Consider the following 18396-nt stretch of genomic DNA (forward strand, 5'->3'; position numbering starts at 1 on the left):
AGCTTTATCGAATAAATCGCTAGAAAATGCTAATGTGTTTCTGGTGGTTAGTTCGGGTACATTTAATACACCGTTGGAGTCTTGTGCGTTTTGATATAAGATGGTATTGTGCAGAGAGAATTTACCAACTTTAATTTCGTTTTCTAATTTGGCTCTTAAATAATTAATTGTACCGGAATTTTGAAATGGGCTTATTTGTAATGTGGTTTGATCTTGTTTGAAGTAAACATAATCGGTTATAGCTGAATAATCGATATTAATATTTGCTAGCTTTTTGTAATTTAATTCGAATGCTAATTGTTGGGTTTCTATATTACTAAATGAGTTTTGCCAATTGTAAGCTACATAATCGCTTTGATATAATAGTGTGTTGTAATTAGGGGCTTTGGAACTGTGATTTATTGTGGCATTGGCATAAATCTCGTCGTTTAATTTAAATGCTGCCTTGGCTTTTATGAAGTTACCATCGAAATCGCCTGAAATATTTAAACCGATTTCGCCATTAAGGTCGAAACCTTTGTATTGTTTATGATATTTTCCGCCGGCAGCAAAAACATCGCCTTTTAATCTGTTGATTATTGTGTTTCCATTTAGCACAACCAACTTATCGTAACCATAATTAAAATTAGTATTACTTATATTAAACTGTAAATCGCCTAATATGTTATTGCTGTAATTTAATTGTAATTGGTTGTAGAAATTCTCTAGGGTTGCTCTGTCTTTTAATCGAGAATTTTTAAAAGCAGCACCAAAAAAGGCGCTAGAGGCTGTTTGATCGTATTGATAATATTTGTCTTCAAAAGATATAACATGCCCAAAGCTTAAATGATTTTTTGCAACAGAATCGTTTTGTTTTACCAAACTGTAGGAATGCTCTAAATGAAAACGCTTACCTCTTAGCATGCTTTCTGCATTTTCAAATTGGACTTCAAAAATAGATCGATCTAAAAACTCTGGATCGCCTGTTTCGAAATTTGGTATAAACGAATCTAAAATCCCACCGTTTTCTTGGTTTAATATATCTTGAGCAACTATATGCCCTCTCGCATTATAGCGCTTGTTTTTTGTTTGATAGTTACTGGTAAACCTGAAATTTCCTGTGCTCGCCAAAATGTGTTGGTATTTTCCTAAAGACCTGAGTCCTTTGTAGGCTATTGAAAAGTTAAATTGAGGCGATGTGTTTATGGTGAAAAATGAATCTGCCAATTGACCTTGCTCGAAAGCCGATTTAAACACCAACTCGGTTAATGGTGTTGGAACACGATAATAGCTAATATCTTCAATCTCCATATAATTAAAATGCTTTGCTAGTGCACCAAAATTGGGCATTAAACTGGTATTTTGAAAATTATATGTGAGACTGTTATAAGTTTGCCCCATGTTTGAGAAAGGCATTAAACCAAACCCATCTCTTCTTAAATAATTAAATTTATACTCTTTTTGAATCGTTAAAGTCGTATCGACATAAGTTGTATCGTTAGTGAAAGATATTATTTTGTAATCTTGAATTTTGGGTTTATCTATTAAATTTTTAACCGCTCTACCCAGTGAATCTTTACTAACAACATCACCTATACCTAACTCTCGACTTAATCTACTCGGCTTTTTTTGAGCTGAAACCGTTTGAATTGCTAACATTATTAAAACCAAAACAATTTTGTACAGGTGTCTATGATATTTTAAACTTTGTTTTGTTAATGTTGTTTGCATTTTAAAGATTTCTTTAAATAACCTCATAAATTGTGTTATAAATTTTCGGGAACAAAAGTAATTATTTGAACGTAACGAAAGGAGAAATATTTTAAATATCAAAAGCCAACAGAAATGTTGGCTTTCGGGAGCGTTTTTTATATTAAAAAACAATATTTAAATTATTTGAATTAGTCTTACACAAACTTGGCGAAATTATTTGATTTTACCAAACCTTTGCAAACATTTGTTAATAGACTTTTCAAAAAAAGCCAACGTGCTATTCTAGTGAAAATTCATTTAATATTAATAAATTTGAAGGTTAAGAATTTGAAATGCTCCTAAAACAATTTAGCGATTTTAATTTAGAATGTGGTACAGACGAAGCTGGCCGAGGATGTTTGGCAGGACCTGTTACCGCAGCTGCCGTTATGCTGCCTTTAAATTTTGAAAATACGGTGCTAACAGATTCGAAAAAATTAAGTGAAACAAAAAGAGATTTACTAAAACCCGTAATTGAATCTGAAGCTCTTACTTTTGGTGTTACACATATTTTTGAAGATGAAATAGACCAGATTAACATTCTTAACGCTTCCATTTTGGCGATGCAAAAATCGATTGCCAAACTAAATCCGTTACCAGAATTTATAATTATTGATGGTAATAAATTTAAGCCCTACAAAAACATTCCATACCAAACCATTGTAAAAGGTGATAGCAAATACCTTAGTATTGCCGCTGCATCGGTACTAGCAAAAACATACAGAGATGAATTCATGAATAAAATACATGAAGAATTCCCTATGTACAACTGGAAAAAAAATAAAGGATACCCTACCAAAGAGCATCGCGAAGCCATTAAAACCTATGGCCCTTGCAAATACCACAGAAAATCCTTTCGCTTGTTACCAGAACAACTTGAATTCGAGTTCTAAGTTTGCCTAAATTTTACTTATTAATAAATGTAAAAATATGTAGGTTTGTAAAAATAAAAACCTGCTATGAGATTTATTTGTTTCGCATTACTTACAATACTAGCTTTTAGTTGTTCAAACTCGAATACAGAACGCATTAATTTAATAGATTTTGTTCCAGAAAACAGTTCGGTAATTGTTAAAACAACTAACGTTGAAACTTTAAAAAGCAGTTTAAACAATAGCGATTTCCTTCAAAAATTCACTAATGCACCAGGAACAAAACTTTTAAAAACGCAATTAAAAAATTTATCGTTAATAAAATCTAAAGGCGATTTACTACTTTGTTTTTCTAAGGATAATAAAGACAGTTTGCAATACACCCTCATTACAAAATACCAAACTGATTTATTTAAAAGAGATTCCTTAAAAAATTACATGGAGGAAACTTTAAAAACCGATGAAGCGACCATTACAAAATCTACTTTCGAAAAAACTGTTTTTTATAGTGCTGTTATAGACAGTACTTTCTTGGTGTCTTCATCAAAAACAATTATTGAAGCTGCTTTTTCTAATAGTAATAAGGATGCCGAATTAAATAAAATTTTTCAAACAACAAGTAACGACAAAACACTGTCTATAATAATAAAAGCTGATAATCCTTTTGTTAAAAGCCTGTTTAAAGAAAAATCGTTAAATCTTAAAACATTTACAAGTTATATTGCTTTAGATGCCGAAATTAATCAGAATGAATTTGTTTTTGATGGAATTACAACCGCTACCGATTCTACAAAAAGTATTATTAATGTTTTTAAAAATACGATTCCACAAGAAAATCAAATTCAAAAGGTGGTTCCTTCTAACAGTGATGGTTTTTTAAGTTTTACGTTTAATGATTTTGAAATACTCAAAACCAATTTAAATGCCTTCAAAAAGAGAGATTCATTAGAAGCTAATTTAAATTTGTTTAGCAACATTACTGAAGTAGGTGTGCTGTATCAGGATAAAAACCGAGCTATAATTTTAAACTCCATAGATGTTATTGAAACCGAAGACGCCATTTCTAATGAGCAAACTATTCTGGAAACTTTCCGACAGGTAAACATTTATAATTTTAGTGAACCTCATTTATTTAAGGACACCTTTTATCCTTTAGTGACTTTTGAAAATGCCAATAAATACTGTGTTTTAGACAATTATTTTGTTTTTAGTGATACTATTGAAATATTACAAAACGTAATTTCAAACTACCAAAACCAAACAACTATTAACGAAACCGATGCTTTCAACAATATTAAAGGTAATTTGAGCAATGCTGCTTCGATGCTTTTGGTTGCAAATCCAACGACTTTAAACACTATTATAAACTCAAATTTTAACGCCCCTTTAAATTTGAATCTAGACTTTTATAACACCTCGGCCGTGCAATTTATATACGATGGTTATTTTGCTCATATACATGGCATCATCAAGAAAAATAAGGTTAAAGCAGTTAAAAATGCTATTACAGAAATTTTAAACATAAAACTAGACAGCGATATACTTAACAATCCACAATTGGTAACCAATCATATAACTAATGAAAAAGAGATTGTTGTTCAGGATATAAAAAACAACCTGTATTTAATTTCAAATAAGGGTAAAGTGCTTTGGAAAAAACAAATTAATGCTCCAATTCTTGGAGAAATTAGTCAAATTGACATCTACAAAAATGGTAGGCTTCAATTGGCTTTTGCTACACCAAATGCTATTTTTGTAATTGATAGAAATGGCAATGATGTTGCTCCTTTTCCATTACAATTTAAAGATAATGTTACCCAGCCACTATCGGTTTTCGATTACGATAAAAACAAAAACTACCGCCTTTTGCTTACCCAAGAAAATTCAACATTAATGTACGACACAAGTGGTAAAATTGTAAAAGGATATAGTTTTAAGGCCGATAGTAAAATTATTAGTCAGCCAAAACATTTTAGAATTGGCAGTAAAGATTATATTGTTTTAAAAACCGCTAATAAAGTTCATATTTTAGACAGAACAGGCAAAACAAGAGTCACTCCTAAAGCATCTTACTCCTACTCCAGCGAGCCCATATTTTTACATAACAATTTATTTACAACTACAGGCATTCAAGGCGATATAATAAGCATAGAGGCTTCGGGAAATACCGCTTCAAAAAAAATAAATCTCCCAGAAAAACATCATATAACTGCTTCGAGCAAAACTTTAGTAACACTTGGAGAAAACAAATTAACTATAAAAGGGAAAACTATCGAACTGGATTATGGTAATTATACAAAACCAGAACTTTTCTACATAAAGGACAAAAATTATGTGGCCCTAACAGATTTACAAACTCAAAAAGTATATATTTTCGATAGTCTTGGGCAACTTCTTCCTAATTTTCCTGTATATGGAACCTCGGTTATTGCACTAGACCAAATAAATAAAGACCAGGATTTAGAGTTTATCACTAAAGGAGAAAGTAATTCAATTTTAATTTATCAAATTAACTAAAGCGGTAAAATTTAACTTTACACTTTTAAAAACAAATCATGATTACACGCAAAAATGCTTCAATCTCGAAATTCATAATTCACAAAGTTGGAAATAAATTTAACGACACTAAAAATGCTTTTTCAGAAAAATTAGTCGATTTCGACGAACCAAGTTACGAGTTAATGTTGCCGTTTTTACTTAGGCCTTTTGGAAGTTTGGTACAAAGCTACAGATTTAATCATCATGCCGATATTTCATTAAACGAAATAAACAGTTATAGCACTCAAATATTTAATGACGAAGAGGCTTTTATTGAAGTTTCAAAACATATAGTAACTCATTTATACGAACAATCAACCTCTGCAAATATTAAAACAGGTGATGTTTTAGTTGTTATGTTTGAAGGTATTGAGTTTAACGAAATTACTACCAACGCACTGGGTATCTTTAAAATTGAAAATAAAGTTAATTTCTTTCAAACCTATCTTGAAAATAATAGTTACGATGTTTTAGTACAAAAAGGTATTAGTTCTAAAAAAGTTGATAAAGGCTGCTTAATTCTAAACCAAAGCGATAACGAAGGGCAAATTGTTTTAAGTGTAGACAATAACAGCTACGATGCTCAATATTGGCTTAACCAGTTTTTAAATATTAAATATGCAGACGATGCGAACAATCATACGCATCAATACATAGAACTATGCAAAGAATTTTCTGAAGAGATAATAAAATCGACTTATGGGGCGCACGAACACAATAATTTTCTAGCTAAAACCATCGATTTTTTTAAAGAAAATGAAGTTGTTAATGTAGAGCGTTTTAAAGATGAAGTCTTTGAAGAAGACAAACACAAAACCCTATTCGATGATTATAAAAAAACCTTCGAAGACGAGCAAAACATAGTTATTAGAAACCAATTTGATATTGCCGAGAGTGTAGTAAACAAAGACAAGAAAAAAATAAAAACCGATATTAAACTTGATACGCATATTCAAATTAAATTAGATATAGATGCGCCCGATGCTTCGGCAGAATATTTAGAGCGTGGTTACGACGACGAAAAGAAAATGCATTATTATAAGGTGTTTTTTAATGCGGAATCCTAATTTAGAGTTCTAAAAATTATAAATATTTTTTTTGAATAATTTTTATTCGATTAAAACAAATACTCTTTTAACAAAAAAACAGATTTAATAGCGTCTTCTACCCCTATTATCTCGCATTTCTTGCATTTTTTTAGTAATGGTTTGTTTATATTCGTTTTTTGTAATTTCCTTTCCTTTGTTGGGAGCTTCAATTTGTATTTTTTCTTTGGTATTTAGAACAATTTTAGAACATAAAATAGTAGTATTTCCAGCACTTACTTCTAAAATTAACCCAGGAAGTCCCCAATATTCAGCTGGTCCGTGACTCACTGGTATTTGTAATGTATACCAAGCTTCAACTTCTGTAATTTGTATAGGTTTTTGACTAGTATCCGCTCCTGATTCTACTTTATTATCGGTAGTATTATTTTCTAGCTCACTCCACGAAAACGAATACCATGTTAAATAAGCGGTTGGTATAGAAGCGGTGGCTTTAAAACACATGTATTGACCAATTTGTTTTGATTCGGTTCCCATAATCCATTCTATTGGCAGTAATTCATCTTTAACTAAAAACTGTTTCCCATAAAATTCCTGACTCTGTACTAAAAGGTTTTCCTTTATATTTTTATATTGCCTACCCGGAGCAAAAATTTTCCCCCAGGAATCTGTTGCACCTGAAATAGCATCTAATTTCTCTTCTTCATCAAACAAAGATTCTTGTTTATTAAAACTTAAAATATAGGTTTTTTCTAGTCTATTTCTTAAGCGTAAAAACATATCTTTTTTTTGTGCCTCAGTCATTTTAGAACCCCAAGATCCTAAATCCATTCTAGATTTCGACATATAATAAGCTTTTCCTTGAAAATCTTGAACATTTGGTGTTACAGATAATAACAATAAAAAACACAGCAGACTAACTTTAAACAAGATTGATTTCATAGAATGAATATTTAGATATTTTGTTTAATAAATGTAATAAAATATTAAACATTTTGTTTCAATCATAAAAATAAAAAATATAATTATCGTTTTTATTTACCTCTTTTAGAAAAACTTAGCTTCAAAAAGTATTGAAAAATGCTTCAGTAATTTTTCTTTTACCTCCTCCATTGACACTTTTTCAACGCCAAGTTCCACATGTAATGAGGTCACAGCTTTTCCTCGAATACCACAAGGGATAATATTATCAAAGTAGCCTAAATCGGCATTAATATTAAGAGCAAAACCGTGCATGGTTACCCAACGACTGGCACGAACACCCATGGCACAAATTTTACGGGCAAACGGCGTGCCTGCATCTAACCAAACTCCGGTCTCGCCATCACTACGTCCCGATTGTATTCCGTAATCATTTAAAGTTAGGATAATAACTTCTTCAAGAAATCGTAAATATTTATGAATATCGGTAAAGAAATTATCCAAATCCAAAATTGGATACCCAACAATTTGCCCAGGCCCATGGTAAGTTATGTCGCCGCCACGGTTAATTTTATAAAAAGTAGCATCTTTTTGAGTTAGTTGCTGCTCATTTAAAAGAAGATTAGACATATCGCCACTTTTTCCTAAGGTATAAACATGCGGATGCTCTACAAATAAGAAATAATTATTGGTTTTAAAATTAGTATTTTCTTGTCTATTTTTAATTTTAGCATCAACAATACCTTTAAATAATGTCTCCTGATAATCCCAGGTTTCTTTATAATCTTTTAAACCTAAATCTTGTAGTTTTATGTCTTTATTCATAGCCTACAAAATTACAATATTTTTATATTTTAACGGTTGGGATTGTTAAGAATAACCAGAGCTGCTATAACGCCTGGAACCCAACCACAAAGCCAAAGTAAAAAAACGATTAAAATGGATCCGCAACCTTTACCAATAACTGATAATGGCGGACAAACGATTGCTAATAAAACTCTCCAAAAACTCATTTTAATTTAATTATTATTTGATTGATTACTAATACTTGACGTTATCTATTAATTTTTGTTACAACACAACATCTTATTTCATTTTTTAATAAATAATAGTAGTTTAGTAGCATGAGAAAAAAATTGATTTTTGTACTACTTATTTTGATGACTTTAAAAGCTGAAGCACAGTTTAGCTTTTCTGGACATATAGATAATAAAGAGTGGCACAACAATGTTTATCTCTCTGTAATTGATGATTACAGAAAAATTTCGGGCTTATATTTTGAACAAATTATTGCGAAAGTAAACACCGATAGTCTTGGCTATTTCGAATTTACCGGAAACCAACTGGAAAACGAAAATAGAATTTACAGAATTCATGTTGATAATTGCTTTAACAACCAAGATAACAAAACGCATTTTGATGGGTATTGCGACGATAGTAAAGAAGTTATTTTTATAGCTAAAAACAACGACACCATTGTATTCCCTTTTACTTTCGATAAACAAATGTTTTGCGATATAAAATCTACTAACGAAAAAGCAACTGTTTTTGCTAGAGTCGACTCCTTAAAAGATGTTATGAAATTTGCTTTTAGTGAATTTCGAAGCGAAGCAAATAGAAAACTTAACAATAAAAAATGGTTTAATACGCTTCAAAATTTTGGCGATCAACTTAACGAACCTTTAGCAGACCTCTATATTTATTCTTTTTTATCGGATCGCAGAAATGAATTGCATGAACATTACTTAGAAGACTTAAAAAGCAATAATTATTACGATAAATTATTAGAAAACCTAAATAAGGTTTATCCCAATTCGACTTATGCGACTCAGTATAAAAACGAACTTAATTCAGATAAATTTATAATTAATAAAGTTTCTAATAGTGGCTTTAATTGGTTCTATATTATAGTGCCTTTGCTTATAATTTCAGTTATTTTAAATGTATGGTTATTAATTTCCTCTAAAAACAATAAATCAAAACAAGTCACCGAAACTAAAGAACAACTAACCAAACAAGAGCAAAATGTGCTTAATTTATTGTTAGAAGATAAATCGAATAAAGACATTGCCGATGCCCTTTTTATTAGTTTAAGCACGGTTAAAACGCATATAAACAATATTTACAGGAAATTAAATGTGCAGTCTAGAGAAGAAACCAAGTCGTTGTTTAATAGCTAATTACAAAAAATCAACCTAAGTACTAGTACCAATTTCATCCTTTAAAAAAGGCTTGGTTTAAAAAAAAATCATCAAGTTTGTTTTAGAAACATTTAAATAGAAATAATTATGACTCTTACTAAAACTCATTTTTCATCATTAAAAACAACATTAACTTTCGTTTTTTTCTTATTCGTTTATGCTGTAAATTTTGCTCAAGAAACCGATTCTAACGCTGGTGTTTTAACTTTTAAAGAAGAAGAGATTGACTACGGAACCATCAAACAAAATGCCGATGGCGAACGCATCTTCTCATTTACAAATACAGGAAAAAGTCCTATTGTAATTTCAACAGTAAAAACATCTTGTGGTTGTACAGTGCCTTCGTATTCTAAAGAACCTATTTTACCGGGTAAAACAAGCGAAATTAAAGTTAGATATGCAACAAACAGAATAGGCGTATTTAAAAAAACCATTACTATTGTTTCTAACGCTTCAGAACCAAACAAAATAATTAGAATTAAAGGTGAAGTTTTAGCGCCAGAATCAGCAACAAAATAAATTTCTGCTGCTTTTTATTATAAAACAAAAATCTACATATAAGTTGTATGCTAATTTTTTGAAAATAGTGTAATTTTGCACTCGTCTGTCGCAAAAGGCAGGTTATCAAAATTAATTAGCATGCAACTTTCAGAACAAGAAATAGTAAGAAGAGAAAAATTAGAAAGACTTCGCGAACTAGGTATTAATCCCTATCCTGCAGATTTATATCCTGTTACACATACTTCAAAACAGGTAAAAGAGCAATTTGAAGCCGATAAGGAGGTCGTTATTGCTGGTAGGTTAATGATGATTAAAGTTCAAGGAAAAGCAAGTTTTGCTGAATTACAAGATGCCGAAGGAAAAATACAAGTGTATTTTAACCGTGACGAAATTTGCCCGGGTGAAGACAAAGAAAAATATAACGAAGTTTTCAAAAAATTACTAGACTTTGGTGATTTTGTTGGTATTGAAGGTGTTTTATTTACCACACAAGTTGGAGAAAAAACCGTTAAAGTAAAAGACTTTACACTTCTTAGTAAAGCTTTAAAACCACTACCGCTTCCAAAAGAAAAAGATGGCGTTGTTTATGATGCCTTCACAGACCCAGAACAACGTTACAGACAGCGTTACGCCGATTTGGTTGTAAACCCTAAAGTTAAAGATGTTTTTATAAAACGAACTAAACTTTTTAATGCCATGCGTCAGTTTTTTAATGATGCTGGTTATTTTGAAGTTGAAACACCCGTATTACAATCCATTCCTGGTGGTGCAGCGGCTAGACCGTTTGTAACACACCACAATGCTCTAGATATTCCGTTATATATGCGTATAGCCAATGAGCTTTATTTAAAACGTTTAATTGTTGGTGGTTTTGATGGTGTTTATGAGTTTTCTAAAAACTTTAGAAATGAAGGCATGGACAGAACGCATAATCCTGAGTTTACTGCCATGGAAATTTATGTAGCCTACAAAGACTACAATTGGATGATGACTTTCTGCGAAAAACTATTAGAACATTGCGCAGTAGCTGTTAACGGGACCACCAAAGCTAAATTTGGTGACCATGAAATAGATTTTAAAGCACCATATGCTAGAGTAACAATGGCCGACTCTATTAAGCATTTCACTGGTTTCGATATTACAGGTAAAACAGAAGCCGAAATTAGAGCCGCTGCAGAAGGCATGGGTATTGAGGTTGACGATACCATGGGTAAAGGCAAACTAATTGATGAAATTTTTGGTGAAAAATGTGAGGGTAATTACATACAACCTACATTCATTACAGACTACCCTAAGGAGATGAGTCCGTTGTGCAAAGAACACAGAGAAAACCCTGAATTAACTGAGCGTTTCGAGTTGATGGTATGTGGTAAAGAAATTGCGAATGCTTACTCCGAACTAAACGATCCTATCGACCAACGTGAACGCTTCGAGCATCAAATGGAATTAGCGAAAAAAGGAGACGATGAAGCTACTGGCGTTATAGATTACGATTTTTTACGCGCTTTAGAATACGGTATGCCTCCAACATCGGGTATGGGTATTGGTATGGATCGATTAATTATGTTTTTAACTAATAACCAATCTATTCAAGAGGTTTTATTCTTCCCGCAAATGCGTCCAGAGAAAAAGGCGCTTGAATTAAGCGAAAATGAAAAAGTGATTTTCGAGATATTAAAAACTCAAAATGGCATTTCTTTAAACAACCTGAAAACTCAATCTGGTTTAAGTAATAAAGCATGGGATAAAGGTATTAAAGGCTTAACAAAACATAAAGTAGCCAAAGTAACTAAAACTGAAGATGATTTAATTGTTGAAATTATCTAGCCCTTACGTTACATTATTTATAAAAAAGGAGCCTAAAAAGCTCCTTTTTTATTTCTAGAACTCAAATTATAACAATAAAAAAATCCAGCAACTCAATAGTTACTGGATTTTTTATAAACTAACCAACTAAACTTAATTTACTAACTAATAATCTTCTCAAAAAAAAAAGGTTGAGTAATTACATGTATCAAATTAATTACATTACAAAGAGAAGGAATAAATACCATTTACTAAAATTATTTAGAAATGTTTAACACCTTATATTTATAATTTTACAATTTTATTAAGAATAATATATCTATATGTTAATTTTTTAAGACGAAACAGCGCTCAAATTGGAAGTTTGTCAATTTTAGCCAAATTCAAAGAGAATTATATAATCATAAAAAGATTGTTTATTTTTGCTGTATGACAAAACACCTCATTAGCCTACTTTTGTTTTGTTTTTGTGTTTTTGTATGTGCACAAAACGACAGTTTATCTATTAAAAATGGTATTGAAAATCCGAGTATTTTAAGCACCCATCATTTTGGTATTTTTAGCGGTAGAATTAATCAGAATTTTAAAATAGCACCACCAAAAAAAACAACCCTTTTTATAAATTCGGCTAGCGGTAACAACTTTCATCCTTTTGTTGAAGCTTACCTACCAAAAGATCCTGAAGTAAGAGAACGCTTAAGCAAAGTAATTTGGCACGATCGTATTTTTAATTTTGTAGACCAAGAAACCACCCCTGCCGATTATATGAATATTGTAATTGATGCAATCATTAAAGATTACAGAATTGGTGCTAACTTTCCAATAAATAAAAATCATGAATTAAGCTTTACTCTTAGAGCAAATCATATAACAAAAGGTAAATATCCTTTTACTATTTTTACAGGAGACGAAGCCATTGAATGGTTTCATAGTAATATTGCTGGTGGGGAAGACCCTTATGGAAGACGCTATTACGGTTTAAACCAGGTTAATTTTAAATATACCGATAGAAACGGCAAGGTTTTAGAACTTAATAATAATGATTTTTTTGTGAGCGGTATCGAATTTAATCATTACTACTACCCAACGCTAACTATTAACAAAACCAAAAATATCTTTTTAAATTTTGGAAGTCATTTAAGTATGAATACTACTAAATTTAATAGCTCTATAGATTTAGGACTTTCGGTTAACGCCCTTAAGAAAATCACTTTTAATGACACATATGAATTAGATTTTGGTATGGGATTTAGCGGCTTACGTAAAAACCTCATCGATTTTAAAGACAATATAGATTTAGGCAACAACGCTTATTTAGGCACTTTTGAAACCACTTTTGAAATTGCAAAATTTACTAAAAAAAGAAACTACAATAGCTTTGGCATAAATTATCATTTACAAACCCGTTACAATAAAAAAGAAGAAGCTTCCTATTATAAATTACTAGGGAAATGGCGCGAAATTAATGGTGGTTGGCAACATGGGTTTGAAACGCTTTACAAAAATTTATCCTATTGGACATTTATTTATACCTACGGAAGACCTAGCTTCAAATTATCAGTATATTTCCAAGAAGATTTTTATGTTAATAACGCACCCGATGTGCAAGCAGGCATTGGTATAAAAATTCCGATTTTAAAATAACTTCATCAATCCTATAATCAAAAAAAGATAAGTTTCAGATAAAAAAGTATCTGCAATTAAACCTTTTAAAAGTTTTCTTGTCTTAGAAGTAATTAAACAAAATTATTATAAGATGAAGACATTATTGATTATTGCTATTGCCCTGATATCATTTCATGGCATTGCCCAAGAAAAAAAAGAACGTCCTAACAGAGAGGATCGTCATGCCATCATGAAAGACCTTACTCCTGAAGAAGCTGCAGAATTAAGAACAAAGCATATGACGCTTCATTTAGATTTAAATACAGATCAACAAAAGAAAATTTTCGCTTTAAATCTTGAAAACGCAAAAATGCGTCAATCAATTATGGAAGCTCATAAAGCTCAAAAAGAAGCCGGAAATATGCAAAAACCTTCTAAAGAGGCCATGCTTAAAAGACAAAATAACAAATTAGACCATCAAATTGCGATGAAAGCAAAAATGAAAAATATTTTGGATGAAAACCAATATGCAAAATGGGAAAAAGGCTTAGAGCGTATGGCTGTAAATAAAAATTTAAAGAAAAAAGACAGTTATAAAAACAGAATTTAGATTCGTTAGATTTGGTTATAGTTTAGTTGATGTAAAGCGCATTTTTAAATTAAAAATGCGCTTTTACTTTTTTACAATGTTTTAGCAACCTTATTTACTGCTGCAATAGTAAAATCTAAATCTTCATAAGACAAGGCATCTGTTATAAACCAAGTTTCGAAAGCACTTGGTGCAATATAAACTCCATTATTTAGCATGCCATGAAAGAATGTTTTAAAAGTTTCATTATTACCTAGCGCAGCCGTTTTAAAATCTACAACTTCTGCTTCATCAAAATGAACTGAAATCATAGAACCAACTCTGTTTATTGTATGCGTAATATTATTTTCATTTAACACGTTAGCAATACCGTTATGCAAATATTCTGTTTTGTTTGCTAATCGTTTAAAAACTTCACCATCTTTATTTAAAGCGGTTAACATAGCTAAACCGGCAGCCATTGCTAAAGGGTTCCCACTTAAAGTCCCAGCCTGATACACGGGCCCAAGAGGCGCTAGATAATTCATAATTTCATTTTTAGCAGCAAAAGCACCAACAGGCAATCCGCCACCAATTACTTTTCCAAAACAAACAATATCGGCTTTGATATTATATAATTCTTGAGCCCCACCTTTTGCTAAACGAAATCCCGTCATAACCTCATCGAAAATCAATAAAATGTCATGTTCATCACACAACAATCTTAGTTTAGCTAGAAAATCATTTTTTGGTGGCACACAGCCCATGTTACCAGCTACAGGCTCAATAATAATGCATGCTATTTCATTTTTATTGGCTTCAATTAAAGCCTTTACATTTTCAATATCGTTATAATTTGCCAGTAAGGTATCTTTTGCAGTCCCTGCTGTAACACCCGGACTGTTAGGTACGCCAAAAGTACTGGCACCACTGCCCGCCTGTATTAAAAACGAATCGCTATGACCGTGATAACAACCTGCAAATTTTATAATTTTATCTTTTTTAGTATAACCTCTGGCCAATCGAACAGCACTCATGCAAGCCTCTGTACCAGAATTTACAAAGCGTATTTTATCTATGTTAGGAACCATAGAAACAGCTAATTCGGCTATTTTAGTTTCAATTTCTGTTGGCATTCCAAAAGACGTTCCTTTTTTTGCTTTTTCAACCACAGCATCAACAACGGGTTGGTAAGCATGACCTAAAATCATGGGGCCCCAGGAGTTGATATAATCTATTAATCGGTTATCGTCTTCATCAAATAAATAAGCTCCTTTTGCTTCTTTTACAAAAATGGGGGTTCCGCCTACTCCTTTAAAAGCTCTTACGGGTGAGTTTACTCCTCCTGGAATTACTTTTTCTGCTTCAGCAAATAAGGCGCTACTTCTTTTATAAATCATTTTTATTCTATTCTTTTTATTATTTAATAACCAGTTCTTGCCCGATACTTAAATTGGTATCATTCAAATTGTTTAAGTTCTGAATGGTACCTATACTTGTATTGTATTTTTTAGAGATGGAATATAAAGTTTCTCCTTTTTCTACAACATGTTTAAGTTGTTTTATTGGTTGCTTTTCGGCTTTCTCTAATGTGACTGCAACCTGATTTGCATTTGATTTTTTTACCTTTAATTCTTGTCCAACATTTATAGAAGTACCCGATAAATTATTTAACTTTTGAAGTGCTTCAACAGATAAATTATACAGTTTAGAAATACCGTATAAGGTTTCACCTTTATCAACAATATGTATGGAAGCATCTGGAATGTATTGTTCCTCCTTTTCGGTTGCTACTTCTTCAGAATCATCAAAATAATCTTCTGTGTTTTTATAAGTTCGCTTTAATACCTCTTTGTCAAATTCGTGAAGTTTGTAGCGTTCGATTAAGCTGATAAGTTTTTCAGGATATTTTTTATCGGTTGCATAACCCGCAGCTTTTAAACCTCTGGCCCAAGCTTTGTAATCGCCTTTTTTTAATTTGAATAAATTAGCATAACGCTTTCTTTCTGATAAAAACAACGAATGGTCTCTAAACGAATACTTTGCATCAATATATTTCCTAAAACATTCTTGAGCTGCATCGTCGTCATGATAAATTTTATCGCCAGTCCAATCGTGACATTTAATTCCGAAATGGTTATTCGCCTCGGTTGCTAATCGTCCATTGCCCGAACCAGACTCTAAGATACCCTGTGCCAAGGTAATACTGGCAGGAATATAATACAATTGCATTTCGGTTTTTGCAATATCCTTATAATCATCTATATACTTTTCTGTGGCACTTGCATAAACTTTTGTAACAACAGGAAGCTCTTTCAACGTTTTGCTATCGTTTGGCTTGCTCTCTACTTTTTTTACAACGCGCTCGGTTTTTGATTTTGATTTTTTGGAGGTTACTGCTTTTTTAGATTTACAGCTAAATGTAAAAAGCACCACACATAAGAGTATCCAAAATTTATTCATTATACTAGTTTATTGTTTGTAAATTTTTCTTTTTTAGTAGGACATTCATACCTTTAATTCCTTGTAAACCGCCTGTATGAATGGCCAAAATTTTAGAGTGCTTCGGAAAAAATCCTTTTTCTATTAAATAACATATACCAAACATCATTTTTCCTGTGTACACCGGATCTAAAGGCACATTAAAATCGCTTTTGAAGCGGTTTATAAATGAAATTAATTCAGAATTCACCTTGGCATAACCCCCAAAATGATAATCGGTAATTAACTGCCAATTAGATTTGGTTACAAATTTACTAATATCCTTGCTTAAAAAATCGCCTTTTAACGCAGGAAAACCTAAAATTTGTTGCTGCTCGCCAGAACTGTTTATTATTCCCGAAATTGTACCGCCCGTTCCAACGGCTGTACAAACAAAATCGAAGTGTTCTTTATCGTTTTTGGTTAAAATTTCCTCACAGCCTTGAATGGCTAAAGCATTTGTTCCGCCCTCTGGTATCAAATAAAAATCACCAAATGCATGCTTTAAATCATCTAAAAATCCAGAAGTAGTTTTTAACTTATAATCGGTTCTGGAAACAAACCTAAACTCCATGCCACATTGCTTTGCAAACCATAAGGTTGGATTATTATGTATTTGAGATTCTAATTCGTCGCCTCTAATAATCCCAATGGTTTTAAAACCATATAATTGCCCTACCGACGCCACAGCTGCTATATGATTAGAAAAAGCACCACCAAACGTTAATAAGGTTTTTTTATCTTCTTTTTGAGCTTCAAGAATATTATACTTTAATTTTCTGTATTTATTGCCCGAAACAAAATCATGTATAGCATCTTCACGCTTTAAAACCAACTCTAAATTCCATGTATTAGGAATATCAATGGTTACATTTTTTATATTTTCGAGGTTAAAATTCATGGTTGCGAAGATACTTTAAAAATCTCCAAAAGCCTCTGTGTTTTAAATATTCTAAATCCATTTCGTGCGTATAGGCTTCACGCTCGAAAGAGATATTTTTATACGCCAAATGCCAGTTTCTATATGTATAAAGCTTTATTAAAAACTCCAAACCATACCAAACATAAAAAGGAAACACCAAAAGTTCTATCTGTTGTTGTAAATGAATTTTTTCATGATTTACAAAAACACGATTCTTAGATAATTGTTTATCATTTACAAAAATAAACGGAAAAATAGCCATTCCAGAATAGCCTTTCGGGACCAAATATTTAGAAAATAAAATCATGATTTAGTGCTTTCAAAAATCATCCCAAAATACATTATCTTTGTATTTATATGAAAAAAATAATACCCGTAGAAGCAGGCGATTTTTATTTAACCCCAGAAGGCTACCGATGTTTTACAGAACAATACCACTTAAAAAGAGGCTATTGTTGCGAAAGTGGTTGCAGACATTGCCCTTATGGTTTCAATAAAAAAACAAATGCCATAAAAAAGAAAACATCATCTTAACAAACTTTTAGATAGTATTGGTATGATTATTGTTGATTTATAATTGATTAACTAATTTAAAAAGCGCTATGAAAAAAATACTAAAATTTTTGCCGCTACTTGCCTTACTTGTTATTGTTTCGTCATGCTCGTCTGTAAGAGTAGCAACCGATTACGATAAAAAAGCCGATTTTAATTCATATAAAACATTTGCTTTTTTTAAAACAGGAATAGATAAAGCTGAAATAAGCGATTTAGATAAGCGAAGAATTTTACGTGCTATTGAAGCCGAATTACTCGCCAAAGGATTTACAAAATCTGATAATCCCGATTTATTAATAAGTTTATTTACAAAATCGAATCAACGTGTAGATGTTTACAACAACTACTGGGGCATGGGCGCCTGGGGATGGGGCGGCTTCGGTCCGTGGGGAGGTTTTGGTCCTGGTTGGGGCTGGGGTTGGAATCAGCCTAGTGTTTCCACAAGTACCCAAGGCGTTTTATATATAGACTTGATTGATGCCAACAAAAAAGAACTGGTTTGGCAAGGTATGGGAACCGGTTTCTTATCTCAAAATATGGAACAAAAAGAAGAACGTATAAAAGAATTTGTTTCTAAAATACTAGAGAAATATCCTCCGGAAATCAAAAAATAAAGCATAAAAAAAGCAACTTTAAAAGTTGCTTTTTT

The 18396-nt window shown here is 31.7% G+C and carries 18 protein-coding genes (1 of these 18 only partly in view); 10 read left to right on the plus strand and 8 right to left on the minus strand.

Annotation, left to right across the window (positions count from 1 at the left end):
• Positions 1-1710, minus strand: partial view of a putative porin gene (locus AW14_RS00325; protein ID WP_245617605.1) — the 5' portion only. Its footprint begins 282 nt before the window's first position; the window shows 1710 of its 1992 coding nt (coding positions 1-1710); its start codon is at positions 1708-1710; its stop codon lies off the left edge, out of view.
• Positions 1711-2024: 314 nt separating this feature from the next.
• Between AW14_RS00325 and AW14_RS00330 the strand changes: the two genes are divergently transcribed.
• From AW14_RS00330 to AW14_RS00340, 3 genes are all read left to right on the plus strand, one after another.
• Positions 2025-2624: a ribonuclease HII gene (locus tag AW14_RS00330; RefSeq protein ID WP_044636998.1), complete on the plus strand. Its 600-nt coding sequence runs from the start codon at positions 2025-2027 to the stop codon at positions 2622-2624.
• 66 nt (positions 2625-2690) lie between these two features.
• The gene (locus AW14_RS00335; RefSeq protein ID WP_044636999.1) at positions 2691-5120 is read left to right on the plus strand and encodes a hypothetical protein; all 2430 of its coding nucleotides are present in this window, start codon (positions 2691-2693) and stop codon (positions 5118-5120) included.
• Between the two features lie 38 nt (positions 5121-5158).
• Positions 5159-6208, plus strand: a complete 1050-nt coding sequence (locus AW14_RS00340; protein ID WP_044637000.1) for a nucleoid-associated protein — start codon at positions 5159-5161, stop codon at positions 6206-6208.
• 84 nt (positions 6209-6292) lie between these two features.
• Here the strand turns inward: AW14_RS00340 and AW14_RS00345 are convergent, their stop codons facing one another.
• The 3 genes from AW14_RS00345 to AW14_RS14600 form a co-directional block, all read right to left on the minus strand.
• Positions 6293-7129 carry a GLPGLI family protein gene (locus tag AW14_RS00345; protein ID WP_044637001.1) on the minus strand — a complete coding sequence of 279 codons (837 nt, stop codon included), beginning with the start codon at positions 7127-7129 and terminating at the stop codon, positions 6293-6295.
• A 105-nt stretch (positions 7130-7234) separates the two neighbouring features.
• Positions 7235-7933, minus strand: coding sequence for a lipoyl(octanoyl) transferase LipB (lipB, locus tag AW14_RS00350; protein ID WP_044637002.1), 699 nt, complete (start codon positions 7931-7933; stop codon positions 7235-7237).
• 29 nt (positions 7934-7962) lie between these two features.
• On the minus strand, positions 7963-8121 hold the full coding sequence (locus AW14_RS14600) for a YqaE/Pmp3 family membrane protein (RefSeq protein WP_084708710.1): 159 nt from the start codon (positions 8119-8121) through the stop codon (positions 7963-7965).
• A 111-nt stretch (positions 8122-8232) separates the two neighbouring features.
• Between AW14_RS14600 and AW14_RS00355 the strand changes: the two genes are divergently transcribed.
• From AW14_RS00355 to AW14_RS00375, 5 genes are all read left to right on the plus strand, one after another.
• Positions 8233-9288, plus strand: a complete 1056-nt coding sequence (locus tag AW14_RS00355) for a helix-turn-helix domain-containing protein (RefSeq protein ID WP_044637003.1) — start codon at positions 8233-8235, stop codon at positions 9286-9288.
• Between the two features lie 108 nt (positions 9289-9396).
• Positions 9397-9828: a DUF1573 domain-containing protein gene (locus AW14_RS00360; protein WP_044637004.1), complete on the plus strand. Its 432-nt coding sequence runs from the start codon at positions 9397-9399 to the stop codon at positions 9826-9828.
• 120 nt (positions 9829-9948) lie between these two features.
• A complete protein-coding gene (gene lysS, locus AW14_RS00365; protein ID WP_044637005.1) occupies positions 9949-11637 on the plus strand; it encodes a lysine--tRNA ligase in 1689 nt (562 codons plus the stop codon).
• Between the two features lie 408 nt (positions 11638-12045).
• The gene (locus AW14_RS00370; protein WP_044637006.1) at positions 12046-13260 is read left to right on the plus strand and encodes a hypothetical protein; all 1215 of its coding nucleotides are present in this window, start codon (positions 12046-12048) and stop codon (positions 13258-13260) included.
• Between the two features lie 112 nt (positions 13261-13372).
• Entirely contained in the window at positions 13373-13831 is a 459-nt protein-coding gene (locus AW14_RS00375; protein WP_044637007.1) for a DUF4890 domain-containing protein, read from the plus strand.
• Between the two features lie 71 nt (positions 13832-13902).
• On the opposite strand, the gene hemL is transcribed toward AW14_RS00375, so the two are convergent.
• Genes hemL through AW14_RS00395 form a run of 4 tightly spaced genes read right to left on the minus strand, consistent with a single transcriptional unit; the run spans position 13903 to position 17499 of the window.
• Positions 13903-15189, minus strand: a complete 1287-nt coding sequence (hemL, locus tag AW14_RS00380) for a glutamate-1-semialdehyde 2,1-aminomutase (protein ID WP_044637008.1) — start codon at positions 15187-15189, stop codon at positions 13903-13905.
• 19 nt (positions 15190-15208) lie between these two features.
• Complete coding sequence (locus tag AW14_RS00385) at positions 15209-16252, minus strand: glucosaminidase domain-containing protein (RefSeq protein WP_084708712.1); 1044 nt, start codon at positions 16250-16252, stop codon at positions 15209-15211.
• Between the two features lie 4 nt (positions 16253-16256).
• A complete protein-coding gene (locus tag AW14_RS00390) occupies positions 16257-17171 on the minus strand; it encodes a 1-aminocyclopropane-1-carboxylate deaminase/D-cysteine desulfhydrase (protein WP_044637009.1) in 915 nt (304 codons plus the stop codon).
• Complete coding sequence (locus tag AW14_RS00395) at positions 17161-17499, minus strand: hypothetical protein (RefSeq protein WP_044637010.1); 339 nt, start codon at positions 17497-17499, stop codon at positions 17161-17163. The genes AW14_RS00390 and AW14_RS00395 overlap by 11 nt, the downstream gene beginning before the upstream one ends.
• A 50-nt stretch (positions 17500-17549) precedes the next feature.
• Between AW14_RS00395 and AW14_RS14900 the strand changes: the two genes are divergently transcribed.
• Together AW14_RS14900 and AW14_RS00400 are read left to right on the plus strand one after the other, a co-directional pair.
• A complete protein-coding gene (locus AW14_RS14900) occupies positions 17550-17726 on the plus strand; it encodes a DUF5522 domain-containing protein (protein WP_169744651.1) in 177 nt (58 codons plus the stop codon).
• Positions 17727-17794: 68 nt separating this feature from the next.
• A complete protein-coding gene (locus AW14_RS00400; protein ID WP_044637011.1) occupies positions 17795-18361 on the plus strand; it encodes a DUF4136 domain-containing protein in 567 nt (188 codons plus the stop codon).
• Positions 18362-18396: the final 35 nt, after the last annotated feature.

Source organism: Siansivirga zeaxanthinifaciens CC-SAMT-1 (genome assembly GCF_000941055.1).
Lineage (GTDB): Bacteria > Bacteroidota > Bacteroidia > Flavobacteriales > Flavobacteriaceae > Siansivirga > Siansivirga zeaxanthinifaciens.

What these genes read in the sequence shown, in the direction of transcription:
- AW14_RS00330 (WP_044636998.1), top strand. Translation starts at nt 2,025, where the DNA reads ATGCTCCTAAAACAATTTAGCGATTTTAATTTAGAATGTGGTACAGAC.
- AW14_RS00335 (WP_044636999.1), top strand. Translation starts at nt 2,691, where the DNA reads ATGAGATTTATTTGTTTCGCATTACTTACAATACTAGCTTTTAGTTGT.
- AW14_RS00340 (WP_044637000.1), top strand. Translation starts at nt 5,159, where the DNA reads ATGATTACACGCAAAAATGCTTCAATCTCGAAATTCATAATTCACAAA.
- AW14_RS00345 (WP_044637001.1), bottom strand. Translation starts at nt 7,129, where the DNA reads ATGAAATCAATCTTGTTTAAAGTTAGTCTGCTGTGTTTTTTATTGTTA.
- lipB (WP_044637002.1), bottom strand. Translation starts at nt 7,933, where the DNA reads ATGAATAAAGACATAAAACTACAAGATTTAGGTTTAAAAGATTATAAA.
- AW14_RS14600 (WP_084708710.1), bottom strand. Translation starts at nt 8,121, where the DNA reads ATGAGTTTTTGGAGAGTTTTATTAGCAATCGTTTGTCCGCCATTATCA.
- AW14_RS00355 (WP_044637003.1), top strand. Translation starts at nt 8,233, where the DNA reads ATGAGAAAAAAATTGATTTTTGTACTACTTATTTTGATGACTTTAAAA.
- AW14_RS00360 (WP_044637004.1), top strand. Translation starts at nt 9,397, where the DNA reads ATGACTCTTACTAAAACTCATTTTTCATCATTAAAAACAACATTAACT.
- lysS (WP_044637005.1), top strand. Translation starts at nt 9,949, where the DNA reads ATGCAACTTTCAGAACAAGAAATAGTAAGAAGAGAAAAATTAGAAAGA.
- AW14_RS00370 (WP_044637006.1), top strand. Translation starts at nt 12,046, where the DNA reads ATGACAAAACACCTCATTAGCCTACTTTTGTTTTGTTTTTGTGTTTTT.
- AW14_RS00375 (WP_044637007.1), top strand. Translation starts at nt 13,373, where the DNA reads ATGAAGACATTATTGATTATTGCTATTGCCCTGATATCATTTCATGGC.
- hemL (WP_044637008.1), bottom strand. Translation starts at nt 15,189, where the DNA reads ATGATTTATAAAAGAAGTAGCGCCTTATTTGCTGAAGCAGAAAAAGTA.
- AW14_RS00385 (WP_084708712.1), bottom strand. Translation starts at nt 16,252, where the DNA reads ATGAATAAATTTTGGATACTCTTATGTGTGGTGCTTTTTACATTTAGC.
- AW14_RS00390 (WP_044637009.1), bottom strand. Translation starts at nt 17,171, where the DNA reads ATGAATTTTAACCTCGAAAATATAAAAAATGTAACCATTGATATTCCT.
- AW14_RS00395 (WP_044637010.1), bottom strand. Translation starts at nt 17,499, where the DNA reads ATGATTTTATTTTCTAAATATTTGGTCCCGAAAGGCTATTCTGGAATG.
- AW14_RS14900 (WP_169744651.1), top strand. Translation starts at nt 17,550, where the DNA reads ATGAAAAAAATAATACCCGTAGAAGCAGGCGATTTTTATTTAACCCCA.
- AW14_RS00400 (WP_044637011.1), top strand. Translation starts at nt 17,795, where the DNA reads ATGAAAAAAATACTAAAATTTTTGCCGCTACTTGCCTTACTTGTTATT.